Origin of the sequence: Nitrosomonas sp. Is35 (genome assembly GCF_033063295.1) — a bacterium.
In the GTDB taxonomy this organism is placed as follows: Bacteria; Pseudomonadota; Gammaproteobacteria; order Burkholderiales; family Nitrosomonadaceae; genus Nitrosomonas.
In genome coordinates, this window is the sequence record NZ_JAWJZH010000001.1 from 2,861,344 (window position 1) to 2,882,924 (window position 21,581).

Annotated in this window: 19 protein-coding genes; 12 read left to right on the forward strand and 7 right to left on the reverse strand. The window is 49.3% G+C overall.

The window, feature by feature from the left end:
- Window positions 1–76 precede the first annotated feature (76 nt).
- From R2083_RS13350 to R2083_RS13380, 6 genes are all read left to right on the forward strand, one after another.
- Window positions 77–2,140 (forward strand): TonB-dependent receptor, encoded by a 2,064-nt coding sequence (locus tag R2083_RS13350; RefSeq protein ID WP_317539007.1) that lies wholly within the window; start codon window positions 77–79, stop codon window positions 2,138–2,140.
- A complete protein-coding gene (locus R2083_RS13355) occupies window positions 2,128–4,245 on the forward strand; it encodes a TonB-dependent receptor (protein WP_317538721.1) in 2,118 nt (705 codons plus the stop codon). Before R2083_RS13350 ends, R2083_RS13355 begins: the two co-directional genes overlap by 13 nt.
- A gap of 54 nt (window positions 4,246–4,299) precedes the next feature.
- Complete coding sequence (locus R2083_RS13360; RefSeq protein WP_317538722.1) at window positions 4,300–4,833, forward strand: YfiR family protein; 534 nt, start codon at window positions 4,300–4,302, stop codon at window positions 4,831–4,833.
- 316 nt (window positions 4,834–5,149) lie between these two features.
- Window positions 5,150–6,913, forward strand: coding sequence for a TonB-dependent receptor plug domain-containing protein (locus R2083_RS13365; protein ID WP_317538723.1), 1,764 nt, complete (start codon window positions 5,150–5,152; stop codon window positions 6,911–6,913).
- 383 nt (window positions 6,914–7,296) lie between these two features.
- Window positions 7,297–7,830, forward strand: a complete 534-nt coding sequence (locus R2083_RS13375) for a YfiR family protein (protein WP_317538725.1) — start codon at window positions 7,297–7,299, stop codon at window positions 7,828–7,830.
- Between the two features lie 169 nt (window positions 7,831–7,999).
- Entirely contained in the window at window positions 8,000–8,866 is an 867-nt protein-coding gene (locus tag R2083_RS13380; RefSeq protein ID WP_317538726.1) for a hypothetical protein, read from the forward strand.
- Window positions 8,867–8,906: 40 nt separating this feature from the next.
- On the opposite strand, the gene R2083_RS13385 is transcribed toward R2083_RS13380, so the two are convergent.
- From R2083_RS13385 to R2083_RS13405, 5 genes are all read right to left on the reverse strand, one after another.
- A complete protein-coding gene (locus R2083_RS13385; protein ID WP_317538727.1) occupies window positions 8,907–10,559 on the reverse strand; it encodes a tetratricopeptide repeat protein in 1,653 nt (550 codons plus the stop codon).
- A 26-nt stretch (window positions 10,560–10,585) separates the two neighbouring features.
- Window positions 10,586–11,251, reverse strand: coding sequence for a HAMP domain-containing sensor histidine kinase (locus R2083_RS13390; protein ID WP_317538728.1), 666 nt, complete (start codon window positions 11,249–11,251; stop codon window positions 10,586–10,588).
- A 157-nt stretch (window positions 11,252–11,408) separates the two neighbouring features.
- Window positions 11,409–12,188 (reverse strand): DUF2063 domain-containing protein, encoded by a 780-nt coding sequence (locus R2083_RS13395; RefSeq protein ID WP_317538729.1) that lies wholly within the window; start codon window positions 12,186–12,188, stop codon window positions 11,409–11,411.
- On the reverse strand, window positions 12,166–13,023 hold the full coding sequence (locus R2083_RS13400; RefSeq protein WP_317538730.1) for a DUF692 domain-containing protein: 858 nt from the start codon (window positions 13,021–13,023) through the stop codon (window positions 12,166–12,168). Before R2083_RS13400 ends, R2083_RS13395 begins: the two co-directional genes overlap by 23 nt.
- Before the next feature lie 12 nt (window positions 13,024–13,035).
- The gene (locus R2083_RS13405) at window positions 13,036–13,374 is read right to left on the reverse strand and encodes a hypothetical protein (RefSeq protein ID WP_132424138.1); all 339 of its coding nucleotides are present in this window, start codon (window positions 13,372–13,374) and stop codon (window positions 13,036–13,038) included.
- Between the two features lie 186 nt (window positions 13,375–13,560).
- Between R2083_RS13405 and R2083_RS13410 the strand changes: the two genes are divergently transcribed.
- From R2083_RS13410 to R2083_RS13435, 6 genes are all read left to right on the forward strand, one after another.
- Entirely contained in the window at window positions 13,561–14,280 is a 720-nt protein-coding gene (locus R2083_RS13410) for a hypothetical protein (protein ID WP_317531741.1), read from the forward strand.
- 151 nt (window positions 14,281–14,431) lie between these two features.
- Complete coding sequence (murJ, locus tag R2083_RS13415) at window positions 14,432–15,970, forward strand: murein biosynthesis integral membrane protein MurJ (protein ID WP_317538731.1); 1,539 nt, start codon at window positions 14,432–14,434, stop codon at window positions 15,968–15,970.
- 382 nt (window positions 15,971–16,352) lie between these two features.
- Entirely contained in the window at window positions 16,353–17,147 is a 795-nt protein-coding gene (locus R2083_RS13420; protein ID WP_317531743.1) for a Crp/Fnr family transcriptional regulator, read from the forward strand.
- A gap of 404 nt (window positions 17,148–17,551) precedes the next feature.
- The gene (locus R2083_RS13425; protein WP_317531744.1) at window positions 17,552–17,836 is read left to right on the forward strand and encodes a hypothetical protein; all 285 of its coding nucleotides are present in this window, start codon (window positions 17,552–17,554) and stop codon (window positions 17,834–17,836) included.
- A gap of 141 nt (window positions 17,837–17,977) precedes the next feature.
- Window positions 17,978–18,793 (forward strand): integrase core domain-containing protein, encoded by an 816-nt coding sequence (locus tag R2083_RS13430; protein WP_317537428.1) that lies wholly within the window; start codon window positions 17,978–17,980, stop codon window positions 18,791–18,793.
- Between the two features lie 42 nt (window positions 18,794–18,835).
- The gene (locus R2083_RS13435; protein ID WP_132424123.1) at window positions 18,836–19,003 is read left to right on the forward strand and encodes a DUF1328 domain-containing protein; all 168 of its coding nucleotides are present in this window, start codon (window positions 18,836–18,838) and stop codon (window positions 19,001–19,003) included.
- Between the two features lie 338 nt (window positions 19,004–19,341).
- Here R2083_RS13435 and R2083_RS13440 read toward each other — a convergent pair whose 3' ends face one another.
- Both R2083_RS13440 and R2083_RS13445 read right to left on the reverse strand, forming a co-directional pair.
- On the reverse strand, window positions 19,342–20,319 hold the full coding sequence (locus R2083_RS13440; RefSeq protein WP_317532097.1) for an NAD-dependent epimerase/dehydratase family protein: 978 nt from the start codon (window positions 20,317–20,319) through the stop codon (window positions 19,342–19,344).
- Between the two features lie 5 nt (window positions 20,320–20,324).
- Complete coding sequence (locus R2083_RS13445) at window positions 20,325–21,347, reverse strand: ketopantoate reductase family protein (protein ID WP_317538732.1); 1,023 nt, start codon at window positions 21,345–21,347, stop codon at window positions 20,325–20,327.
- Between the last annotated feature and the right edge of the window lie 234 nt (window positions 21,348–21,581).

Consider the following 21,581-nt stretch of genomic DNA (forward strand, 5'->3'; position numbering starts at 1 on the left):
TCTGACAAGTATCGTTTTTAACAAAAACAAATGCCGTACGATCTCACTCACCGGAAATTGATGACTTTTGGTTTCGATGCTTAATCCGGCAAAACCATTCCATCCAAAGCTCTTCATCGCCCTTGCTCTCTGCTGGCTGGTAAATGCCGCATCGGCTGAAAGCAAATCGATCAGCGGAAAGCAGCCGGTGAGCAATCCTTTCCTCGATCTGAGCATCGAAGAATTGATGAAAGTCGAGGTTACCTCTGCATCGCGGCATTCGCAAAAACTATCCGAAGTCCCTTCCGCTATTTTTGTCATCACTCAAGACGACATCCGCCGCTCGGGCGCAACCAGCATCCCGGAAGCCTTGCGCATGGCGCCTGGAGTCGAGGTAGCCCGCATCGGCACGGACAAATGGGCCGTTAGCATACGCGGCTTCAACGGACGTTTTGCCGACAAGCTGCAAGTCATGATGGATGGCCGCAGCGTCTACAATCCGCTGTTCGCCGGGGTGCAATGGGAGCAACAGGATACGCTGATGGAAGATATCGAGCGTATCGAAGTCATACGCGGCCCCAATGCAGCCGTGTGGGGCGCCAATGCGGTCAACGGGGTGATCAATATCATCACCAAGAAAGCAGCGGATACGCAAGGGGCATTATTCTCCGGCGGCGGCGGCAGTTTTGAGCGCGGCTTTGCGGGCGCGCGCTACGGCGGAAAAATCAACGATGACACGCACTACCGTTTTTATGTCAAGGGATTCACCCGCGACCACATGAAAACAGTCACCGGGGAGAATGCCAACGATGCCTGGCATCAAGCCAGAGGAGGCTTCCGGCTGGATCATGCGCGCGGCATCGATCTGTTTACCGTGCAAGGTGACATTTTTTACAACGCCTTTGGCGACCGGCTGGACAAATCGCAATTGAGCGCGCCGCTCATCCAGGCAGAAACGGCCAGAGGGCATAACGAAGGCGGCAACATCCGCCTGCGCTGGGACCGGAAGTTCTCGGAAAAGTCAGCCATCATGCTGCAAACGTATTACGATCGTGTCGATTACCGCTTATTAACCAGCTCCATTTTCAGCGCCGAAAGTTTTGACATTGATTTGCAACATCGTTTCCCGCTTTTTGACAGGCACGATGTGACGTGGGGAGCGAACTACCGTCTTTATCACAACAAAGTATCCGACACCGAGCTGATTTCCTTCAGTCCGCGTGAGCAAACCAATCATCTCGCCAGCGCTTACATCCGCGATGAGATCACGCTGCTGCCCGAACGCTTGCGGCTCAATCTGGGCTCGCGCTTTGATCACAATGATTTTACCGGTATGGAAATCCAGCCCAATGCACGTTTAATGTGGACACCGGATATCCAAAATTCGATCTGGATGGCTGTTTCCCGCGCAGTACGGACACCTTCCCGTGCGGAAAATGATATCCAGCTCAACACCCGGACACTCGGTGGAATTCCCGGCTTATCGGCGTTGCTTCCGTTCCCGGTTTTGGCGCAACTCAATGGCGCGTCAAACTTCAATGCGGAAAAACTGATCGCTTACGAAATAGGCTACCGGCATCAGTTTTCACCCCAGGCCTCCATCGATGTTTCGGCTTTTTATAACGATTATAGCCAGTTACGCGATCTATCCGTCGGATTGCCACTGTTTCACGCAAGCTTCCCGCCCCATTTGATACTGCCGGTCGGACTGACCAACAAAGCTTCGGGACATACACATGGTGTGGAAACTTCGATTGAATGGAAGCCGACTGACAAATGGCGTCTGCAAAGCAGCTACAGTTACCTGAATATGCATATTCACTCCGATTCGCCACTACGGCGAATCGACCCGACGACCGGCAGTGCCGACAAAGTCAGTCCGCAACATCAGGTATCCGTCCGCTCGAATTACGATTTATCGGAAAAATTGCAGCTCAATCTTTGGTTGCGTTATGTCAGTAGCGTGGATTTCTACCGCATTCCCGGCTACGTCACCATGGACGCCAAACTGGTGCATCGGCCGCTCAAAAATGTCGAATTATTTGTGGTCGGGCAAAACCTGTTCAGCCAGAATCACAGAGAATTCTCTGCCGATTTTCTCCCTTCAATTCCGGTTTATATACCGCGTGGCGTTTATGCCGGAGCGGAATGGCGGTTTTAGCGATGAATACCGGACAAACAACCCATCAGCGCATTGGAATGCAAGCCGAACCGGCGATCCGGAAGCAGGCTCTAATGCGTAAATGGCTGGTGCAACTGACCATTCTCTGCCTCCTGGGATGTTTTGTAACACTTGCACCGGCAAACGGCAAGCTTGCCGAAGATCAGTTTCTGAATTTAAGCATCGAAGAACTGATGAACGTCAAAGTGACCACGGTATCACGACGCCCGCAAAAACTGACTGAAGTCGCATCGGCTGTGTTTGTGATCACCCAGGACGATATCCGCCGTTCCGGCGCGACGAGTATTCCGGACGCGTTACGCATGGCGCCAGGGGTGCAAGTGGAACGTATTGACACCAATAAATGGGCGGTCAGTGTGCGCGGTTTCAACGGCCGCTTTGCCAATAAATTGCAAGTCCTGATGGATGGACGCAGCGTGTACTCACCCTTATTCTCAGGTACGTTGTGGGAACACCAGGATACGTTGATGGAAGATATTGAACGTATCGAAGTGATCCGTGGACCTGCTGCTGCGGTATGGGGAGCGAATGCAGTGAATGGTGTGATTAACATCATCACCAAAAAAGCCGCCGATACTCAGGGGACACTGCTCAGCGCGGGTGGTGGAAGTTTTGAACACGCCTTCGCCGGTGCGCGTTATGGCGGGAAAATTAATGAAGACACGCCTTTCCGCGTCTATGCCAAAGGCTTCACCCGGGACAACACCGCATCGTTATCCGGAGAAAATAATCGCGACCAATGGCATTCGTCCAGGGGAGGATTCCGGGTAGACCATAGCCGCGGGATTGATCAATTCACTCTGCAAGGCGATGTTTTCTTCAATTCCAATGGCGATAGGATTAATAGAACGGTACTCGATTTACCGACCATTCCGGTGAACGGCTACCGTGGCTATGAGGAAGGGGGAAATATCCGTTTCCGTTGGGACCGGACAATCTCTGATCGTTCTTCCATCATGTTTCAAACGTACTATGACCGTATCCGCCAAAAAATATTACCGGTTGTAGATTATGATGCTGAAAGCTTCGATCTTGATTTCCAGCATCGTTTTTCCTTGCTCGACCGGCATGACTTAACCTGGGGCGCGAATTACCGGCTTTACCATAATACGTTCTTCGATACCGACATCATTAATTTTAGTCCGCGCACTCGGACCAATCAGCTCTTCAGCGGTTTTATCCGCGACGAAATCGCGCTCATACCCGATTACTTGCGGCTCTTAATCGGCACTCGTTTGGATCACAATGATTTTAGCGGATTGGAAGTACAGCCCAATGCACGCCTGATGTGGACGCCCAATGCTGAGAACTCGGTCTGGATGGCGGTTTCACGCGCAGTTCGCACCCCTTCCCGGGCTGAAAACGATATTCGTATCAATGCGGCGCAAATCCGTGATTTTCCGGGATTATCGATCTTACCTTTCCCGCTATTGGCGGTAATTCAGGGCTCACACGGTTTTAATTCGGAAAAACTCATCGCTTATGAATTAGGCTATCGTCATCAATTCTCTCCGCGCGCGTCCGTCGATATTGCCGGATTTGTTAACGATTACAGTCAGCTGCGCGATGCCAGCTTCGGCGCATTGTCGCTCAGCACAGGGATGCCCATTCAACTGTTATTGCCGGTCATGGGCAATAATAAAGCATCCGCATTAACTTACGGATTTGAGATTTCCGCTGATTGGAAGCCGACGGACAAATGGCGCATGCAAGGCAATTACAGTTTCTTGCACATGGATATCTCCGCGAGTTCATTGACAAAAAGGTTTGATCCCATTACCAGCGGCGCTGATAAAGTCAATCCGCAACATCAATTGTCGCTCCGTTCCAACCACGATTTATCGGATAAATTGGAAGCCAATTTCTGGTTGCGCTACATCAGCGATATCTCGTACTACAGCATCCCCGGCTATGTCACGATGGATGCCAGAATGACGTATAAACCGGTCAAAAACCTTGAGCTGTTCGTTGTCGGGCAAAACCTGTTCAGTCAGAATCACCGGGAGTTCGTGGCTGATTTCCTGCCCTCATCACCAGCCTTTATTCCGCGAGGAATCTATGGCGGAGCGCAGTGGCGCTTCTAAGCAGAAATGAATATGCCAACACTTAACCAGCTTATCAGATGCTCAGGCGCCATCGTGAAACGATGTGTCCTCGGCTTCATTCTGGCCCTAGGGTTAGGTTATGGTCTTTCGGGTACGCACTCGATTGCCCAAGCGGCCGGTATCACCGAATATCAGGTCAAGGCGGCTTTTATCTATAACTTTGTCGCATTCACGCAATGGCCGGACACTACCGGACCAACCATCCATCTTTGTGTCTATGGTGAAGATTATTTTGGCAGTGAAATCGATAAACTACAGAGCAAGCCGGTGGACAAGCGCAATATCAAGATCATGCGCATCGATAATCCGGAGAAATTGGCGGATTGCCAGGTGGTATTTTTCTCCAAATCGGCCGGCAGCTCGCTATCAAGCTTATTGAGCAACTTACCGGCACAACCTATCCTGACTTTGGCCGATAGTCCCAATGCCATAGCACAAGGGGTAATCATCAACATGAATCTGGTCAATGAAAAAATTGTATTTGAAATTAATCTGGAAATTGCACGCAAGTCCGGATTGGATATCAGTTCAAAATTACTGCAACTAGCTGTCAAAGTGTATCAATAACCCCCGCCACCCGATTGCCGGGGTCATCCCCGAACGGCCACGGTGATTATCCCTTCACGAAAGCTCCTGCTTTCTGCAAGAAATAGTCCTTTTTTATCAGCCAATTCCTGCCTTAGCGCTAACCCGTAAAATGCGAAAATTTCATCCGAAAATTAGCCGGTGAAGCCGTCGCAGTCATCTCAAGCAATTGCGCTGCCACATCCGATCTAACCAGCACCGCTCGGGAGTGTGCTGAAACTTGTTCAGCTCAACCCTGGAAACCGGTTTGCAGTATCCACATCAGCGCAAAGAGACCGTTGTAAATGAAAACGTCCCTATGAAGATATTTTGTCCATTTACTCAATTGCATCCCATTCATCGGCAGCCAAAGCAGCAGCATGGAAAAACCCTGACGCTGCGGCTTGCAAGCTTGTTTCTGCTTGGATGTCTTGCGAATCCGGCGATGGCAGAGAACAAACCGGTCAATAATCAGTTTCTGAACCTGAGCATTGAAGAATTGATGAACGTCAAGGTAACCACGGTCTCGAGAAATCCGCAACGGCTTACCCAAGTGGCATCGGCAGTTTTTGTCATTACCCAGGACGACATCCGCCGCTCCGGTGCAACGAGTATTCCCGATGCATTGAGAATGGCACCTGGGGTACAAGTGGAACGTATTGGCACCGATAAGTGGGCAGTAAGCATACGGGGCTTCAATGGCCGCTTCTCCAATAAGCTGCAAGTCCTCATGGATGGCCGCAGTGTCTACTCGCCACTATTTTCAGGAACTTTGTGGGAACAACAAGATACGTTGATGGAAGATATCGAGCGTATCGAAGTGATCCGTGGCCCCGCTGCCACGGTTTGGGGTGTCAACTCGGTGAATGGTGTCATCAATATCATCACCAAAAAAGCCATTGATACCCAGGGTACATTGCTTAGCGCAGGCGGTGGAAGTTTTGAACATGGTTTTGTTGGCGCACGTTATGGCGGCAAAATAAATGAGGAAACTCCTTTCCGCGTCTATGCTAAAGGCTTCAGCAGGGACAATACATCATCCCTGTCCGGGAACAGTAATCACGACCAGTGGCATTCGGCCAGAGGCGGATTTCGTATCGACCATAGCCAGGGAATAGATCAATTTACATTGCAAGGCGATATCTTTGCTAATGCTATAGGCGACACCTTAAACAAATCTGTGCTTGATTTACCTTCATTCTCTGCTAATGGTCATCGTGGACAAACTGAGAGTGGGAATATTCGCTTTCGTTGGGATCGAACGCTATCTGACCAATCTTCCATCATGTTACAAACGTATTATGATCGCGTCCGCTACAAACTGTTGCCGATTGCAAACTTCGATGCCGAAAGTTTCGATATAGACTTTCAGCACCGTTTTCCTTTATTCAATCGGCATGACTTGACTTGGGGTGGCAATTATCGCCTGTATCATAATAAATTCTTAGATACTGACATTATCTCGTTCAGCCCGAGAACTCAAACAAATCACATGTACAGTGGTTTTATCCGGGATGAGATTACGCTTATCCCGGAACGATTATATTTCAGTATCGGCACACGTCTCGATCACAATGATTTCACCGGACTAGAAATTCAACCGAATGCACGCTTTATGTGGACACCCAATCCGGAGAATTCGATCTGGATGGCCGTTTCCCGTGCGGTGCGAACTCCATCTCGAGCTGAAAACGACATCAAAATCAAATCTATGCAATTGGATAGTATTGCCGGATTTCCTACCTTGCCTTTACCCATTTTAGCGGTATTCCAAGGGGCGCATAACTTCAATTCTGAGAAAATGATTGCGTATGAACTGGGTTACCGCCACCAATTCTCTTCGCAAGCATCAGTTGATATTGCTGGATTTATTAATGATTATAGTCAATTACGCGATTTCAGTTTTGGTGCATTAGCACTTAGCACCGGATTGCCAAAGCAATTCTTATTGTCCACGATGGCCAACAATCAAGCCTCTGCATTGACCTATGGATTCGAAGTCTCAGCTGATTGGAAACCCCGGCACAACTGGCGTTTGCAAGGCAACTACAGCTTCATCAATATGCAAATCTCAATCAATTAACGAGAAATTTCGATCCAACCACTAGCGGCGCAGATAAGGTAACTCCTCAGCACCAATTTTCCGTACGCTCAAACTATGATTTATCGGACAAATTGGCAGTCAATCTTTGGCTCCGTTATACCAGTAATATTTCTTATTACCATATTCCCGGCTTTGTCACGATGGATGCAAAGCTGGCATACCGGCCAACAAAAAATACGGAATTATTCGTTGCCGGTCAAAACTTGTTTAGTCAGAACCACCAAGAGTCAATCCCAGACTTTATTCCCTCAGCACCCGTGTTGATTCCGCGTGGGGTTTATGCAGGGGCGCAGTGGCGCTTCTAGCGGGGATAAGTGAATATGCGCATATTTAACCGGCTGCTCAGATTACCAGATCACTTCATGAAACGAAGTATCTGCCGTTGTCTTTTAGCCTTATGCCTAGCCTTTGGTCTGTTTATTTCACATTCCATAGCCAGAGCCGATAACATCCTGGAATATCAAGTTAAAGCCGCTTTCATTTATAACTTCATTGCATTCACGCAATGGCCTGACACTACCGGTTCAGTGATTAATCTGTGTGTCTATGGCGAGGATTACTTTGGCAGTGAAATCGACAAATTGCAAAGCAAACCCGTAGATAAGCGGCATATCAAGATCATGCGCACCTCCGCCCCGGAAAAATTGGCCGATTGCCAGGTCATTTTCTTCTCCAAATCGGTGAGCGGCAGCCTGTCGAGCTTATTGATCAATTTACCCGGTCAACCTATCCTGACCTTGGCCGACAGCCCCAATGCCATATCCCACGGGATAATGATCAATATGAATCTGGTCAATGAAAAAATCATATTCGAGATTAATTTAGGAATTGTCCGCCAATCGGGACTGGATATCAGCTCAAAACTGCTTCAGCTGGCAACCAAAGTGCACCAGTAAGCACTATCTTACTTGCAATGCTCAGAAATGTCCGCTTTTTCCCGGTCAAATCCTTCTTTAGATCGAATACTCGAAATGTACAATATTTTTTATCCTTTCCATTGATGATCAAGAAGAAAGTCCATCACGGATACTTATCCATACCACCCAATTAATTGGAGATTTAACTATGAAACGGCTCATCCTATCGGCTTGCGCATTTATTCTGATCGCTCACATTCAGCTTGCTTTCGCCACCCTATCCAGCGACACGGAAAAATTGCTCAACTGGGCTGAAAAGACCTTCCCGCAATTCTTCCCCAGCCCTCAAGCCACACAAAACATCGAACCCTGGTTATTCCGCTATTATCCGGAGACTGGCGTTTATGCCGGTGTCAATAAAAGTGACAATGCTGTTTATGTGCTTGGCGGACCTTGGGGAAACACTCCGGCAGTAATCGATACACTCGCTAACCTGATCACCCAGATCGACAGTTCCGGCGGTAACGGCGGCATCGCGGGTTGTGATACGACTGATGCGCTTTCCGGCGTATCGTACAGTCAAAGCGGCAATGTCGTAACAGTGACAACCAACGGTCAATGCGTCACCGCCCCGGATATCTCTAAAACCAATCTCTGCCAAGTGCCTCAGCAAACAGCGGCGAGCGGTGTTTCCTTGCTCGGCAGCAATACCGTAACCGAATCCAGAATCGAAGGTCTGTCTACCAGCATTCCGGGATTACCCAATCCGTTCCAAGCCATTGTCGATGCCGCGGCCAATGTTAAACACTGCACGATGAATGCACCTGCTGCTACTGCCAATCTGGTTGTGAATTCCGATCTGTGTCTCGATATTACAGCGCCCATCAGCGAAACCCTGGCGGGTCTGCCAATCACAGGCATCGTAGTTTCTCCGCCAGTAAAATATTACACAAAAGGAACCTATACCAGCCAAACTGTCAGCGATTGCTTTGCTACCGACGCCACTACCATCAGCGACGCATTTACAGGAGAAGTTTGGGTGAAACAAAGCGGCAGTTTCGTCAAGATTCAATAACAGGTGGGGATTAAGGCTGGCGCGAAACCATCCGCGCGAATCATCTCAAAGTTGTGAGCTCGTTGAGTGCAGCCGACAAACGGACAAAACGAGGTTCTCCAGGCGACAATTCATTGGCCGCTTGGAGACTATGGCGTGCTTCTTCAACCAGCTCCGGGGTTGGACCTTTTTTCTGCATATAAGTAATGATCACATACGCCAGATTGAGTAGCACGCGTATGTTGGCGGGCATCGCGCTATAGGCGTCGCGCATCGCGCTCACAGCTTCTTCATACTGCCCTTTACTGATCAGCAATACCCCACGATTCATAATCAGCATGGCTTCTTGGCGCGAAGTTTCAATCAACCGGCTGCCTTCTTCGCCCATGCCGGCCTGATCAAATATTTCTGCCACATCGCGCAGTAGAGTAGCGCTTTCAGGATTATTCTTGATTTCACTTTGCAGTAACTGAATGGCTTTCTCTTTATCGCCGGTCGTCAAGAGCAGACGGGCAATTTCCAAAGCTCCGTCAGAATCCGGATGTATGCTGTCATTGCTGATCGACTGACCCAGCTCCTCGGCGATCTGTTTCGCCTTTTCGGTATTTCCACTTTGATGATGAATCAGCCCTTCGACCGCCAATGCTTTCGTGCGCACCTCGTCTGCCGCAAAATTCTTATTGAGCTGCCCCAGCACTTTCAATGCTTGTTCGGCGTTTTTATTGGCGCTGCATGCCTTGGCAAGACCCAAATAGGCATCCGCTGTGCGCAACACGGAATTTTCTCCGAGCGACACACTCTTGCGGAATGCGCGCTCGGCATCTTCCAGCTTACCGAGTTTCATCGCAACCTGACCGAGGTTTTTCTGCCGTGTAACAGAATTCGGCGACAGCTTTACTGTACGTTCAAGAACATTTCCGGCTTCTTCCAAGTCACCCATCACTTGCAGCGTATGCGCCAGCAGATCTTGCGCTTCAAGATAAGCCGGATTGGCTTCCGTGGTTTCTTCCAGCAAATGCTTGGCCGCATCCAAATCATTTTTCTTCAGTAATATTTTGGCCAGCGCCGCTTTGGCCCAGGGAAGATCTCGTACAGCCAGAATATCTTCCAATACTTGTTTGGCACGGTCATATTCGCCGCTAACCAGCAACAAATCACACTTGGTGCGAAGCAAGTCAGCTGTATGAGCCTTATCCGAAGCCAAGCGCTGATCGCACAAAAACATGGCTTTTGAATAATCCTGCTGTTTCATGGCTTTGTATATTTCCGCAAATGCCTCTTTTTTTGTCCAAATTTTGGCTAACCGTGAACGCAAGCTCGCTTCCGTGACCGGTTTCAACAAATAGGCATCCGGCTGATATTCCGCAGTCCCTGTGACTGCTTCCATGGTTTTTTCCGCAGTGATCATGAGCCAAAGACAAGAAGGCCCGACAAGCGATTGATATTTTGCTTCTTCAAGCACTTGCTGGCCATTCTTTCCGGAACCCAGAATAAGATCGCAGAGCACAATGTCAAATGGCACCTTTTTCAACCAGGCGATCGCTTCATTGCCATTGGTTGCCATATGTATCTTCTTCATTTCAGCGCCGCAACTACTGAGCATATCGCGCAAAATACTGCGCATCTCCATGTAATCATCGACGATCAATACATTTTTCCCGGAAAAATTTAATTCAGTGGCAGGCGATGAGATGTCTAGCGGATTAATATGCATGATTCAAAAATTAGAATGAATGGCTGTTACGGCAGATGGAGTACGAAGCAGGCGCCTTGCAGTGAGCCGCCGTTTTCCAGGCAAAGATCGCCTTGAACGCCTTGATTACGATGCATTCGTGCCACCATGGCGGAAAAATAAAGTCCCAGACCTGTACTGCCGCCATGGAAATCGACGCTCTGCATGACATTACCGTCCCCTTGCAATAACTCAGGCGGATAGCCATCGCCATCATCTTCAACCCGCAGCACTAATCCACCCTCATGCGCTTCGGCACTGATCAAGATATGATCATGCGTATGGCGCATGGCATTATTTAGAGCATTACCGATGACACCGCTGATGAGATCTTCGTCAAAATACCAGTACAGCCCGGGATCTACCCGGACTTCCAGGTGGATTTGGCGAAATTTGAGCAACTGCGCATATTGCGCAACGGTCGTACGCAGAAAGTCGTCCAGGCAAACGGATTGCGGATCAAAGGGATATATTTTCTGACCCAGCTTATAGAGTGTCAGCAATTGAATCAGGCGGTTATTGATGCGTTTCGCTTCATGATTCATCTGCACCAGTTCGGCATGCGTGGAAAGTTCGGCCGCTTCAACCGATGTCAGCACCTTATCCAGACCGCAAATGAGCATGCTGACTGAGTTTTTCATGTCGTGCACGGAAGAAACCAGAAAGTTTGCCATATTGAATACAACCGGGATATTGGTTGTATTCGTCTGCTTTTTATTCGATATCCCTACCATGTGATTCCCCGCATAGCATGCGCTTTCGATTCGTTATCAATGGGGAGTCTAACGGCAAATCACTTTAAACCTGTAGTGTTGAAGCGCAATCAGCAAGTTAGGGATAGGTTCCAAGAATCACATGGCATTTTCTTAAGTTTTGCAATATTTCGATGCCTCCCTGAATCACGGCATCGGGTTGAGGATGATTCAGCTCTGCGGCAACTTGTTGCAGCGCCGTCCGTCCCGGCACAGGATCATCGCCGGAAAGCAATTGCAGCAGCCGCGCAGTTACCGGATTGATTTCGATAAAGCGCACGTCAAACTCAGTGTCGCGATAGACAATCAGATGGGTTGGCTTGCCATCGGCCGCCCTGGGTTGAAAAGCCGGACCGATTTTGTGCACGGGAAAGCAGTAGCTCAATGTCCAGGCTAACGGCGAAATCACCGGAACACCATCGAGCAGATCGCCGTGCACATCAATTTCCGTCGCGTCGATTTTTTCATCCAGCAGCGAAAGCGCTAATTCAACCCACTCATAATGCGCCAGCTCCAGCATAAAAGGCGGATCATCCGGTTTCGGCTCGCGTTCATGTTCCAGATACTGCAAAAACTCGCGCGGCATTTCCGGAAATAGCGGCGTATGCGATACGTGATGGGCGAAATAGTCGCGGATCATGGCGTGCCAGCGGTCATCCGGCAACACCCGGCGCAACACCGGAAACGTGTTGGCGATAAAATCCTCCACGTTGTTATAAAACAATTCGCGGTAGATTTTCATGCGCCGGTCTTCGATCCCCTCCGGGCAAGGATTCCTCTGCGGATCGCGGATATGCGCCGCAAAAGCATACTGTTGCCGCACAAAACCGGGACGATCAGCCGTGTTGTGCGTGCTCACCAGTTTGATCCTGCCATTTGGATTGCAGCGCGTGAATGATTTCCACTTCTTGCAGCAGCTCCGCCAGTGGTGGAAGATTGAAATCACGCTCCAGCAAGGTCGGAATAACGCCAAAATGCTGATATGTTTTTTCGAGTAATTGCCAGACCGGATCGATCACATCCGCGCCATGCGTATCCACGATCAGATCCTCGGCTTCCCGGTAGTGTCCAGCAACGTGTACATAGCGAATGCGTGCTGCGGGCAGTTGTTGCAGGAATGTCTCGGCATCATAGCGATGATTGATGCTGTTCACATAAATATTATTCACGTCCAGCAGCAAATCGCAATCCGCTTCCTGCAATACCGCAGTGAGAAAATCAATCTCTTCCATCGCTTTTCCCGGCGCGGCATAGTACGAAACGTTCTCGATGGCGATGCGTTGTTCCAGAATATCCTGTACCCGCCGGATGCGATCCGTCACATAGCGTACGGCTTCTCCGGTAAACGGAATTGGCAACAGATCGTATAAATGTCCGTCGTCACTGCAATAACTCAGATGCTCACTGTAAGAGCGGATGCGGTGCTCGCGCAGAAAACGTTTCAGTCGTTGCAGAAAAGCTTCGTCCAGTGGCGCCGGTCCGCCGATTGAGAGCGACAGTCCATGACAAATGAATGGAAACTTTTCAGTTAGCTCGCGAAACGTTTTGCCGTAACGCCCTCCGACATTGATCCAATTTTCCGGAGCCACCTCCCAGAAATCGACCGGCTGGGCGGTTTGATCTGCCAGCGAACTGAGCATCGCGCGCCGCAGACCCAAACCGGCGCCATGAACAGGATAATGCTGGCTGCTCATGGGTGTTGCGGATTACTTCTTAGAACCGCATTTACCTTCACCGCATTTACCCTCTTGCTCGGCTTTCTTACCGCCGCATTTACCTTCCATGTTCTGTTTCATTTCTTCTTTTTTAGCGCCACACTTGCCCTCGCCACACTTACCTTCCATATTCTGCTTGGTTTCCTTGCCGCCGTCTTGCGCCGGTTTATTCGCGCCGCTGGCATCGGCCAGTTGCATGTAGCCGCCGGATAACTCATTCATCGCAAATGGGTTGGCAACGGTGTCAGCCGAGAGATTGCTGGCCGCCAGACTGGTGACTAATGCAGTACCTATTGCCAGTGAAACGGGTTTCATCGATTTTTTCGACATTGATTATTTTCTCCATAAAAATTGATCGTAACTGCAAACGCCAATGATAACGCCAAACCGGCGCGAAGTCGCCCGTTTCTGTACGCTCAACCTGACCTATCTTACTTTTGTTGCCTGCGCCTCTCTGATAAACTCAGCGCTTCGAAAAATATTATAAAAATATGCCAGTTAACTAAGGAGCTCCGAATGTTTGACAAACCCAACCAGCTTGTTTTTTACATCAATGCCGCGATCTTTGTCTTTGGTGTATTGGTTGCACTGCTGACGAAATTCATCGTGATTGCACTGATCGTTGCAGTCTGCGCCGCGTTGCTAATTTACGAGCAAATCCGGCAAAACAAATTCGCATTTTCCATCGCGGATTTAAGAAAAGTATTGACCGTGCACGATACTTGCGGAAAAAAAGCGACCTTGACACAGACACAAATGACCACCGCTTGTCATACCGATAATTCAGAATACTGGTTTAAAAATATCCGCTCGGCCGGCAGCATCAGTAATTTCCGGGTTAACGGCAACAGTCCAGCCGAGCAAAAGCATGAAAACGGAAGCTACCAAGTCTGTATAAAATTCCCGCCAGAATTGAAAGTCATTAACGGTTCCGACTTAACCCTCACGTATCAATGCGAAGGTGCGTTCACGCAGAACGAAGGCATACTCTCCCATGTCGTTGACGATGACACGCAGCGATTACGCATGGTCGTTGAATTACCGGGAGGGCGCGCCATCTCGACCGCCCGTTTTTTCAGCATCCATGACGGCAAAGAAGAAGCGCTGCTACCACCCGTCATCATCGGACAAACCATTGAAGCGGATATCAAAAACCCAAAACGGGGAGTGGAATACTGCCTGCAATGGAATTGGGAAGAAGAAGGCTTGATCAAAAAAGTAAGCTGCATGTTCTAAGCGGCCATCAAACTGTCATCCTGCCCATTTACAGCAACAGGATTGAATCAGCAGAACGATTGCCTAAATTTCCCAACCGGGCGACTGGATTGAAAAATCCGGTTTGCCCGGCTTCTCACCGCCGCCTTGATAGCTCAAACATCGCAAACCATTGAATCTTCTTAAAGCACTCGCTGCGGTCAGCAGCATGACTTTCATCTCGCGCATTCTCGGTTTTGTGCGCGATATCATCATCGCACGGATTTTTGGCGCGGGCATGGAAACGGATGCTTTCTTTGTCGCATTCCGCATTCCAAACCTGCTGCGGCGGATTTTCGGAGAGGGGGCCTTTTCGCAAGCATTCGTTCCCATTCTCGCCGAGTACAAGAACAATCGCACAGCTAAAGAAACGCACGATTTCATCGATCACATCACGATGATCCTGGGCATCACGCTGTTCGTGGTCACTGTTATCGGTATTATCGCTGCGCCGCTGATAATCTACGTCAGCGCACCGGGATTCTCCACCGATCAGGACAAATTCAATTTGACCGTGACGCTGCTGCAAATCACATTTCCCTACATATTATTTATAGCGTTGGTCGCTTTGGCGGGAAGCATACTCAACACATTCGGGAAATTTAACATTCCCGCGCTGACCCCCGCATTATTGAATCTGTCCTTTATTGCTTGCGCGCTATGGCTTACCCCCTTGATTGATCCGCCCATTCTGGCACTGGCTTGGGCGGTTTTTATCGGTGGCATATTGCAACTGGCTTTCCAGATTCCTTTCCTCTTACGGCTCAAATTAATGCCGCGGATCCGTTTTAAAAATCCGGACACCGGCGCCTGGCGCGTGCTCAAATTGATGGGGCCCGCTATTTTCGGTGTATCGGTGAGTCAAATCAGTCTGCTGATCAACACCATTTTTGCTTCATTGCTGGTAACCGGCAGCGTATCGTGGCTTTATTATGCCGACAGGCTCATGGAGTTTCCCGCAGGCCTGCTCGGCGTCGCGCTGGGCACCATCCTGCTGCCATCGCTGGCACGGCATTACACCAGCAACAGCCGCGAAGAATACTCCCGCTTGCTGGATTGGGGATTACGCATGACCATCTTGCTGACCTTACCGGCAGCGCTGGCGTTTGCATTGCTGGCCACCCCCTTGATCACCACGCTTTTTCATCATGGCGCATTCACGGATCATGATGTCTGGATGACACGCGAGGCGTTGATCGCCTACAGCGTAGGATTGCTCGGATTAATCCTGGTGAAAGTGCTCGCACCGGCATTCTACGCGCGCCAGAACATCAAAACGCCGGTAAAAATCGCCATCATCACGTTAACTGCAACGCAACTGATGAACCTCGCCTTCATCGGCACACTCCAGCATGCCGGACTGGCGCTGGCCATCGGCTTGGGCGCATGCCTCAATGCCGGATTGCTGTTTTACCAATTGCGCAAGCAGGAAATCTTCCAACCGCAACCCGGCTGGCTCATCTTCTGTGTAAAAATTTTGCTGGCATTGGCGGCAATGGGCGTTGTGTTATGGTTTGCAGCAGGAAGCGATGCCTCGTGGCTGACCGACTCGACACTGACACGTGCCGGGCGGTTAAGCTGGGTAGTCGCAGCCGGTGCAAGCAGCTATTTTGCCGCACTCTGGCTGCTCGGATTCCGCCTGAAAGACTTCACCCAGCGGCAGACGTTGTAATTCGTCCAGCGGATATAGCCAGCGAAATAGGGAATGCCAAGCTCTAGACGATTGAGCAATTCTTACTGATAGGATCACTTAGCTCAATACGAGAATTTGCCTGTTCATACAAGAAATATGCTATCCGATCCTTGCTTATCAGTTAGGTCTGATACTTGGATGATCATAATCGGTTACATAAAAATCGGAATTTTCTTACCCCATTAGTGATTGTTAACCGGAAATATTGATGTTTTAATGCCGGTAGTACCCAACTAAGCTCATCATAGAAGTTCATTACACCAAGTTTAATTGAGCAGCCGGCATTACTCTTCAATACACAATCAGCACTAACATATTGATACCTTAAATATATGTGCAGATCCTGATGGGAGGATGAATCATGCTTCGAAACCATTGCAGTCCCCAATATAACCATCTCCTCAATTCACTAACACCAGAGGAATACGAGCGTATTTCTCCTTATCTGGAATTAGTTGAAATGCCATTGGGCAATGTGCTTTATGAATCCGGCGAGAAACTGCATTATGTCTATTTCCCAATTGACTGCATCATATCGCTGCTGTATGTGATGGAGAATGGCTCATCAGCAGAGATTGCTGTGGTCGGCTTTGAAGGGGCCATCGGCATCGCTCACTTCATGGGCGGAAAAACCATGCCTAATCGTGCGGTGGTGCAAAGTGCAGGGTATTCCTACCGGATACGGCCCAATCATTTTATGCAGGAATTTGACCGGCATGGTGCGATGCTTCATATCATGCTGAAATATACGCAGGCGATCATCACTCAAATGGCACAAACGGCCGTTTGCAACCGCCATCATTCGGTCGATCAACAGCTTTGCCGCTGGTTGTTGCTCAGCCTGGATCGTCTGTCTACCAATGAGCTGGTCATGACTCAGGAATTGATCGCCAATATGCTGGGCGTGCGCCGCGAGGGCGTCACAGAAGCTGCTGGAAAATTGCAACAGGCAGGATTGATTCAATACAGTCGAGGCCATATCACCGTGCTAGACCGGCAAGGACTGGAGGAGCGGGTCTGCGAATGTTACCAAGTGGTTAAAAAGGAATTCGAGCGCCTATTGCCAGCAACCAAACGGCAGGGAGCACCGTTAGCTGGTATTTCCTTGGCGCGTCACCTTGAAATTCGCGCAGCAAACAGACATTCTGTTTCTTAGAAAATTGAGGAACGCTCAGCAGACAGTCAGGCTGGTCATCACACTGCGATCCATCGATACGATTCATTGCCCATGTAGTTGATTGTATTCATCATGCTGTCTCGGTTGATGGTGAAGCAGCCCATCTGAGCAATCGCATTAAAATCGCCAGTACGCTCCATTTATTTATTACTGCATAAGCGCTGTGCAGTTCTTCATGCGCTACAGCATGAGCCTATTTTCCTATTGAAGATTACATATCTTCATACGATTTATCCCAACCGACCGTCGATATTCACTCAATTACGCCCAATGTGCGGTCACGTACAGAACAGCACGCGCATAAGGAGGATTATTGTGATGCTAAGTCCAATCTTGGGAAATGCCAGAGCTTAGCATCCAATTTAATCACAAGGAGTCTTATCATGATTCAAGTTAAAAAAACCTCAATAATCACTTTGGTTATCAGCGCCGCTTTTTTGTTAACCAGTACCGCCGCCCTTGCCGAATACACTCAGACACAGAATAAAATTGATGACAAGCAGGATTCAGGCAAGCAATCACAATCCAACGCGGATTCTAAAAAGAAAAGCGATGAAGACAAAAGCGGAAAAAGTGCTTCCGATAAAAAAACTGACAGTAAAACCAGCAAACCTGCCGAAGTGGACAAAAAAATCCCTGCGGGAACAGAAAAAAAAGGAAATTACTAATTTTGAGGTGATTCCCAATAACCGAGCCGGTTTTGGGCACAACTTCACGAAGATAAACCTCCGGATAATTGATTCGGAAGTTTATTGGACTAAATGTAAGAATTACTAGCGTTGTTTACAGTATTTGGGAGAATACTGTAGATGAACATACACAAACGCACCCGATTAACTTTATTAGATCGTCAGGAAATCTGGCGGCTTTATCAAACCCGGCTGTGGAAGGTGGCGCATTTGGCGGAACGCTTTCATGTCAGCCGGCCAACGATTTATGATGTACTGAAACGCGCGAGACTGCAGGAATTTACGCCGCGTGACAGCACCAATCAGCGGTTCAAGACGTTGCAATACGGTCTTAAGCGCCTGGCTAAGGTCGAACAAGCCATCCAGGAACGGCTCAAGCGTGAAGCCAAACGCTATAACAAGTCTTACCCAGGTGAGCTTGTTCACTTTGATACCAAGCGGCTTTCCTTGTTGAAAGGGCAATCCGCCAATGAACCTCGCGAGTACCTGTTTGTGGCCATCGATGATTTTTCCAGGGAGCTGTATGCCGATATTTTTCCCGATAAAACTCAACACAGCGCAGCTCGCTTTCTCATAGACACTGTCATTGCCCAATGTCCGTATCAGATCGACTGCGCTTATTCCGATAACGGCAAGGAATTTAAAGGAACTGACGGCCATGCTTTCGGCAAAGCTTGCACACAACACGGTATCGGACAGAAGTTTACCCGCATCAATCGTCCGCAAACCAATGGCAAAGCCGAACGAGTCATCCGCACCCTGATGGATATGTGGCACAGCCAGATTTCCTTTAAAGACTGCGCCGATCGGCGCATTCTGCTTTCCCGTTTCATTAACTTCTACAATACCGTCAAACCTCATAAGAGTTTGAATAATGCTACCCCTTATGAAATACTTCACGCTTATTTCAATCAACCTCTCTGTAAACAACCCTGAGATTTCTTACAGACTAAATATTAAAGCATAAGGAGAAAACACATGATTAGCTGGGCAGTTACATTCCTCATCATTGCGATTATTGCAGGTGTTCTGGGTTTTTCAGGTATTGCGGGTACGGCAACCCAAATAGCCTGGATTGCATTTGTGGTCGGCATTATTATGGCCATCTTTTTCTTTTTAACGGGAAGAGGATCGCCTCCATCCTGAAGCAGGCATTCAGTTAGCGTTTCGTGTGAGGCTATGGGTTGGCTTTGCGATGCATGAATATCTGCAACATGAACCTTGATCAATGTCAGATCCCCCCCTTGACTTTCTCCCGTGTTATGCAGATTTCTTAACAAAGCCAATACCAGAGCCTGACTTCCCATTTTACCCGGGAAGTTTTAGGGTCATCCAATCATCATAACTGTTTTAAATGCAATTTCAGTCCCAATGGTCATTATGCATTGCACTCACCCTGGCAATCCGGCGTACCGGCAAGTGACATTACGCCGCGCTGCGCTGCTGAGTTCTAATGTATCTAATTGGCAAATTGCATACAAATATTAGAGCCAGCCCTGCAATCGATACCAGGCGATGGCATCTCGCGCAGCCTCACGTATCGGACGAGGATGCAATCCAAGTTCCTTTGCGCTGGCGGTAGAATCAAAAAACATATGACGGCGGGTCAGGCGCACCCCGGTTAGGGTGGCCATCGGAATTGTTCCACTGACATGATCCGCCCACTTTTCACTGAACCATGCCACCAGCAAGGCCAGTGCATAAGGAACTTTCCAGCGCGGCAGAGGTTGTTTCGTTTCTTCGCTCAAAATACTTAACCAGTCCGAAAGCCGGATATTTTCCGCGCCCAGTAGATAGCGAATCCCTGGTCTCCCTTTCTTCATGGCCAGGATCATGCCTGTCGCCACATCTCTCGCATCGATCAGATTGAAATTGCATTCCAAGTAACCCGGCAGTTCACCTCGGCAAAAAGCCAGCGATAAGCGAGTGGGCGGTGTCTGTAAGCGGTCTCCCGGGCCTATGGGCAACGTAGGACTGACGACGATAATGGGAGCGCCTTCTTCCCTGACCAGACGAAAAACCTCTTTCTCTGCGTGAAACTTGCTAAGGCAATAAGGACCCACCATATCACTGGCCTTGAGGCGAAGTTTCTCAACGAAGCGCTCCTCCACATTATGCGACGACAGGATGCTCTCCGTACTGGTATACAGGATTCGTTTAGCCCCGCTGTCAAGCGCGGCGCGCATGACATGGACAGTGCCGAGATGGTTTATCTTGTCAAATTCCCTGCGGTCACGGCACCAAAGATTAGGATCGGCAGCGAGATGATAAACATAATCGCAATTACGCGTGGCCTTACGGATGGAGGGCTCATCACGAATGTCAGCACTGACCAGCTCAATTCGATCCAGCGGCAGATGACTGACGGAGGCTCCCGGACGCTCCAATACGCGAACGGACTCATTCGCATCCAGTAATTGTGTCACCAGATGCGAACCCAGGAAGCCAGCGCCGCCTGTCACCAAAATCAAGATAGAACTCCCGCTGGCAACTGCGCAGCCAAATCCCGCAAATGCTGATATTGAGGCTTCAGACCTTCAGAGGTTATCTTTTCCATGCGCGCAAACGTCGCGCGATTCAAAGCACAAGGAAACTCTCCGGCAAGCCGGATAAGATGACCGGTGTAGGCGTCGATTTCTGTGCGCGCATTTTCGGCGTGAATATCCGGAGCCATTGAGCAATACGTCCCGCGTAACGATGGACGGAAAAACATCGCCATGAGTGCCGGTAACCAAGGCGTGCGCAGGATCATTGACACCGTATCGGGATGAAACGGTCCGATACGCGCCAGAGGAATTTTTGCCTGTTGCAGAATGGCGTAATTTTCAAGCAGCAAGGCAAAGAAAAGCTTCTTTGCCAGCGCGTCGGTCAATAATTCCCCGTTATCCACGCCAGCCATCGCCGCCAGCGGCGAGATGGCAGCGTTGTACATCAGCTTGGTTGCTTTATAAGGCCGGATATCCGGAACAAGTTCGACGGGAAATAATATGTTTTTGCCCAGCGCCATTGCCAGTGACGTTATTTCAACCTGCTCACCGGCAGTGGTCGACCGGCGCGCTCCGATATGCAGTTTTCCGGGTCGCGTGATTCGGGTGATGGGGCGATCGCGTTCGCATTCCGATACAAAAGAAGCAATGCCTTCGCACGCATGGCCGCGCCGCTCCAATTCCGGATCAAAGCCATTCTGAATCGGCACTAGGAAGGCATCATCCGGCAAACGGGAAAGTATCGCGGGATTATCATACGTTTTCGTGCACAGCAGAATAAAACCTTCATCCGGCGGCACCCAGTCAGCAAAATCCACGATGGGTATCCAACGGGTTTTCAGTCCAACCACCGATATACCCTTCTTTCTACCTTCTGCGACTTTACCGGGATGATTGTCAATCAGGATCACGGAATATCCGTCACGAGCCAGAGCCCATCCAAGTGCTGTGCCAATACCGCCTATGCCTAAGATATGAATCGGTTTGTTGAGAAATTGAGGCATGATAGAGACCCGTAAAATTGATCGCGCTAAGCAGCCTATGCGGACGCACCGGAATGAATCCACACCCAAAAACATAGGCGGATTCAAGCACTCACTACAGCTAATGATGTTAATTACTTAGGCCAAGGGTGCATTGTATAAACCCCCATGAACAGCGTATGTGCGGTGACGTACATACGGTATATTTGATTGCAAGATAGGCGGGTGCCACACCCATGCGCTACTCAGGGTGGA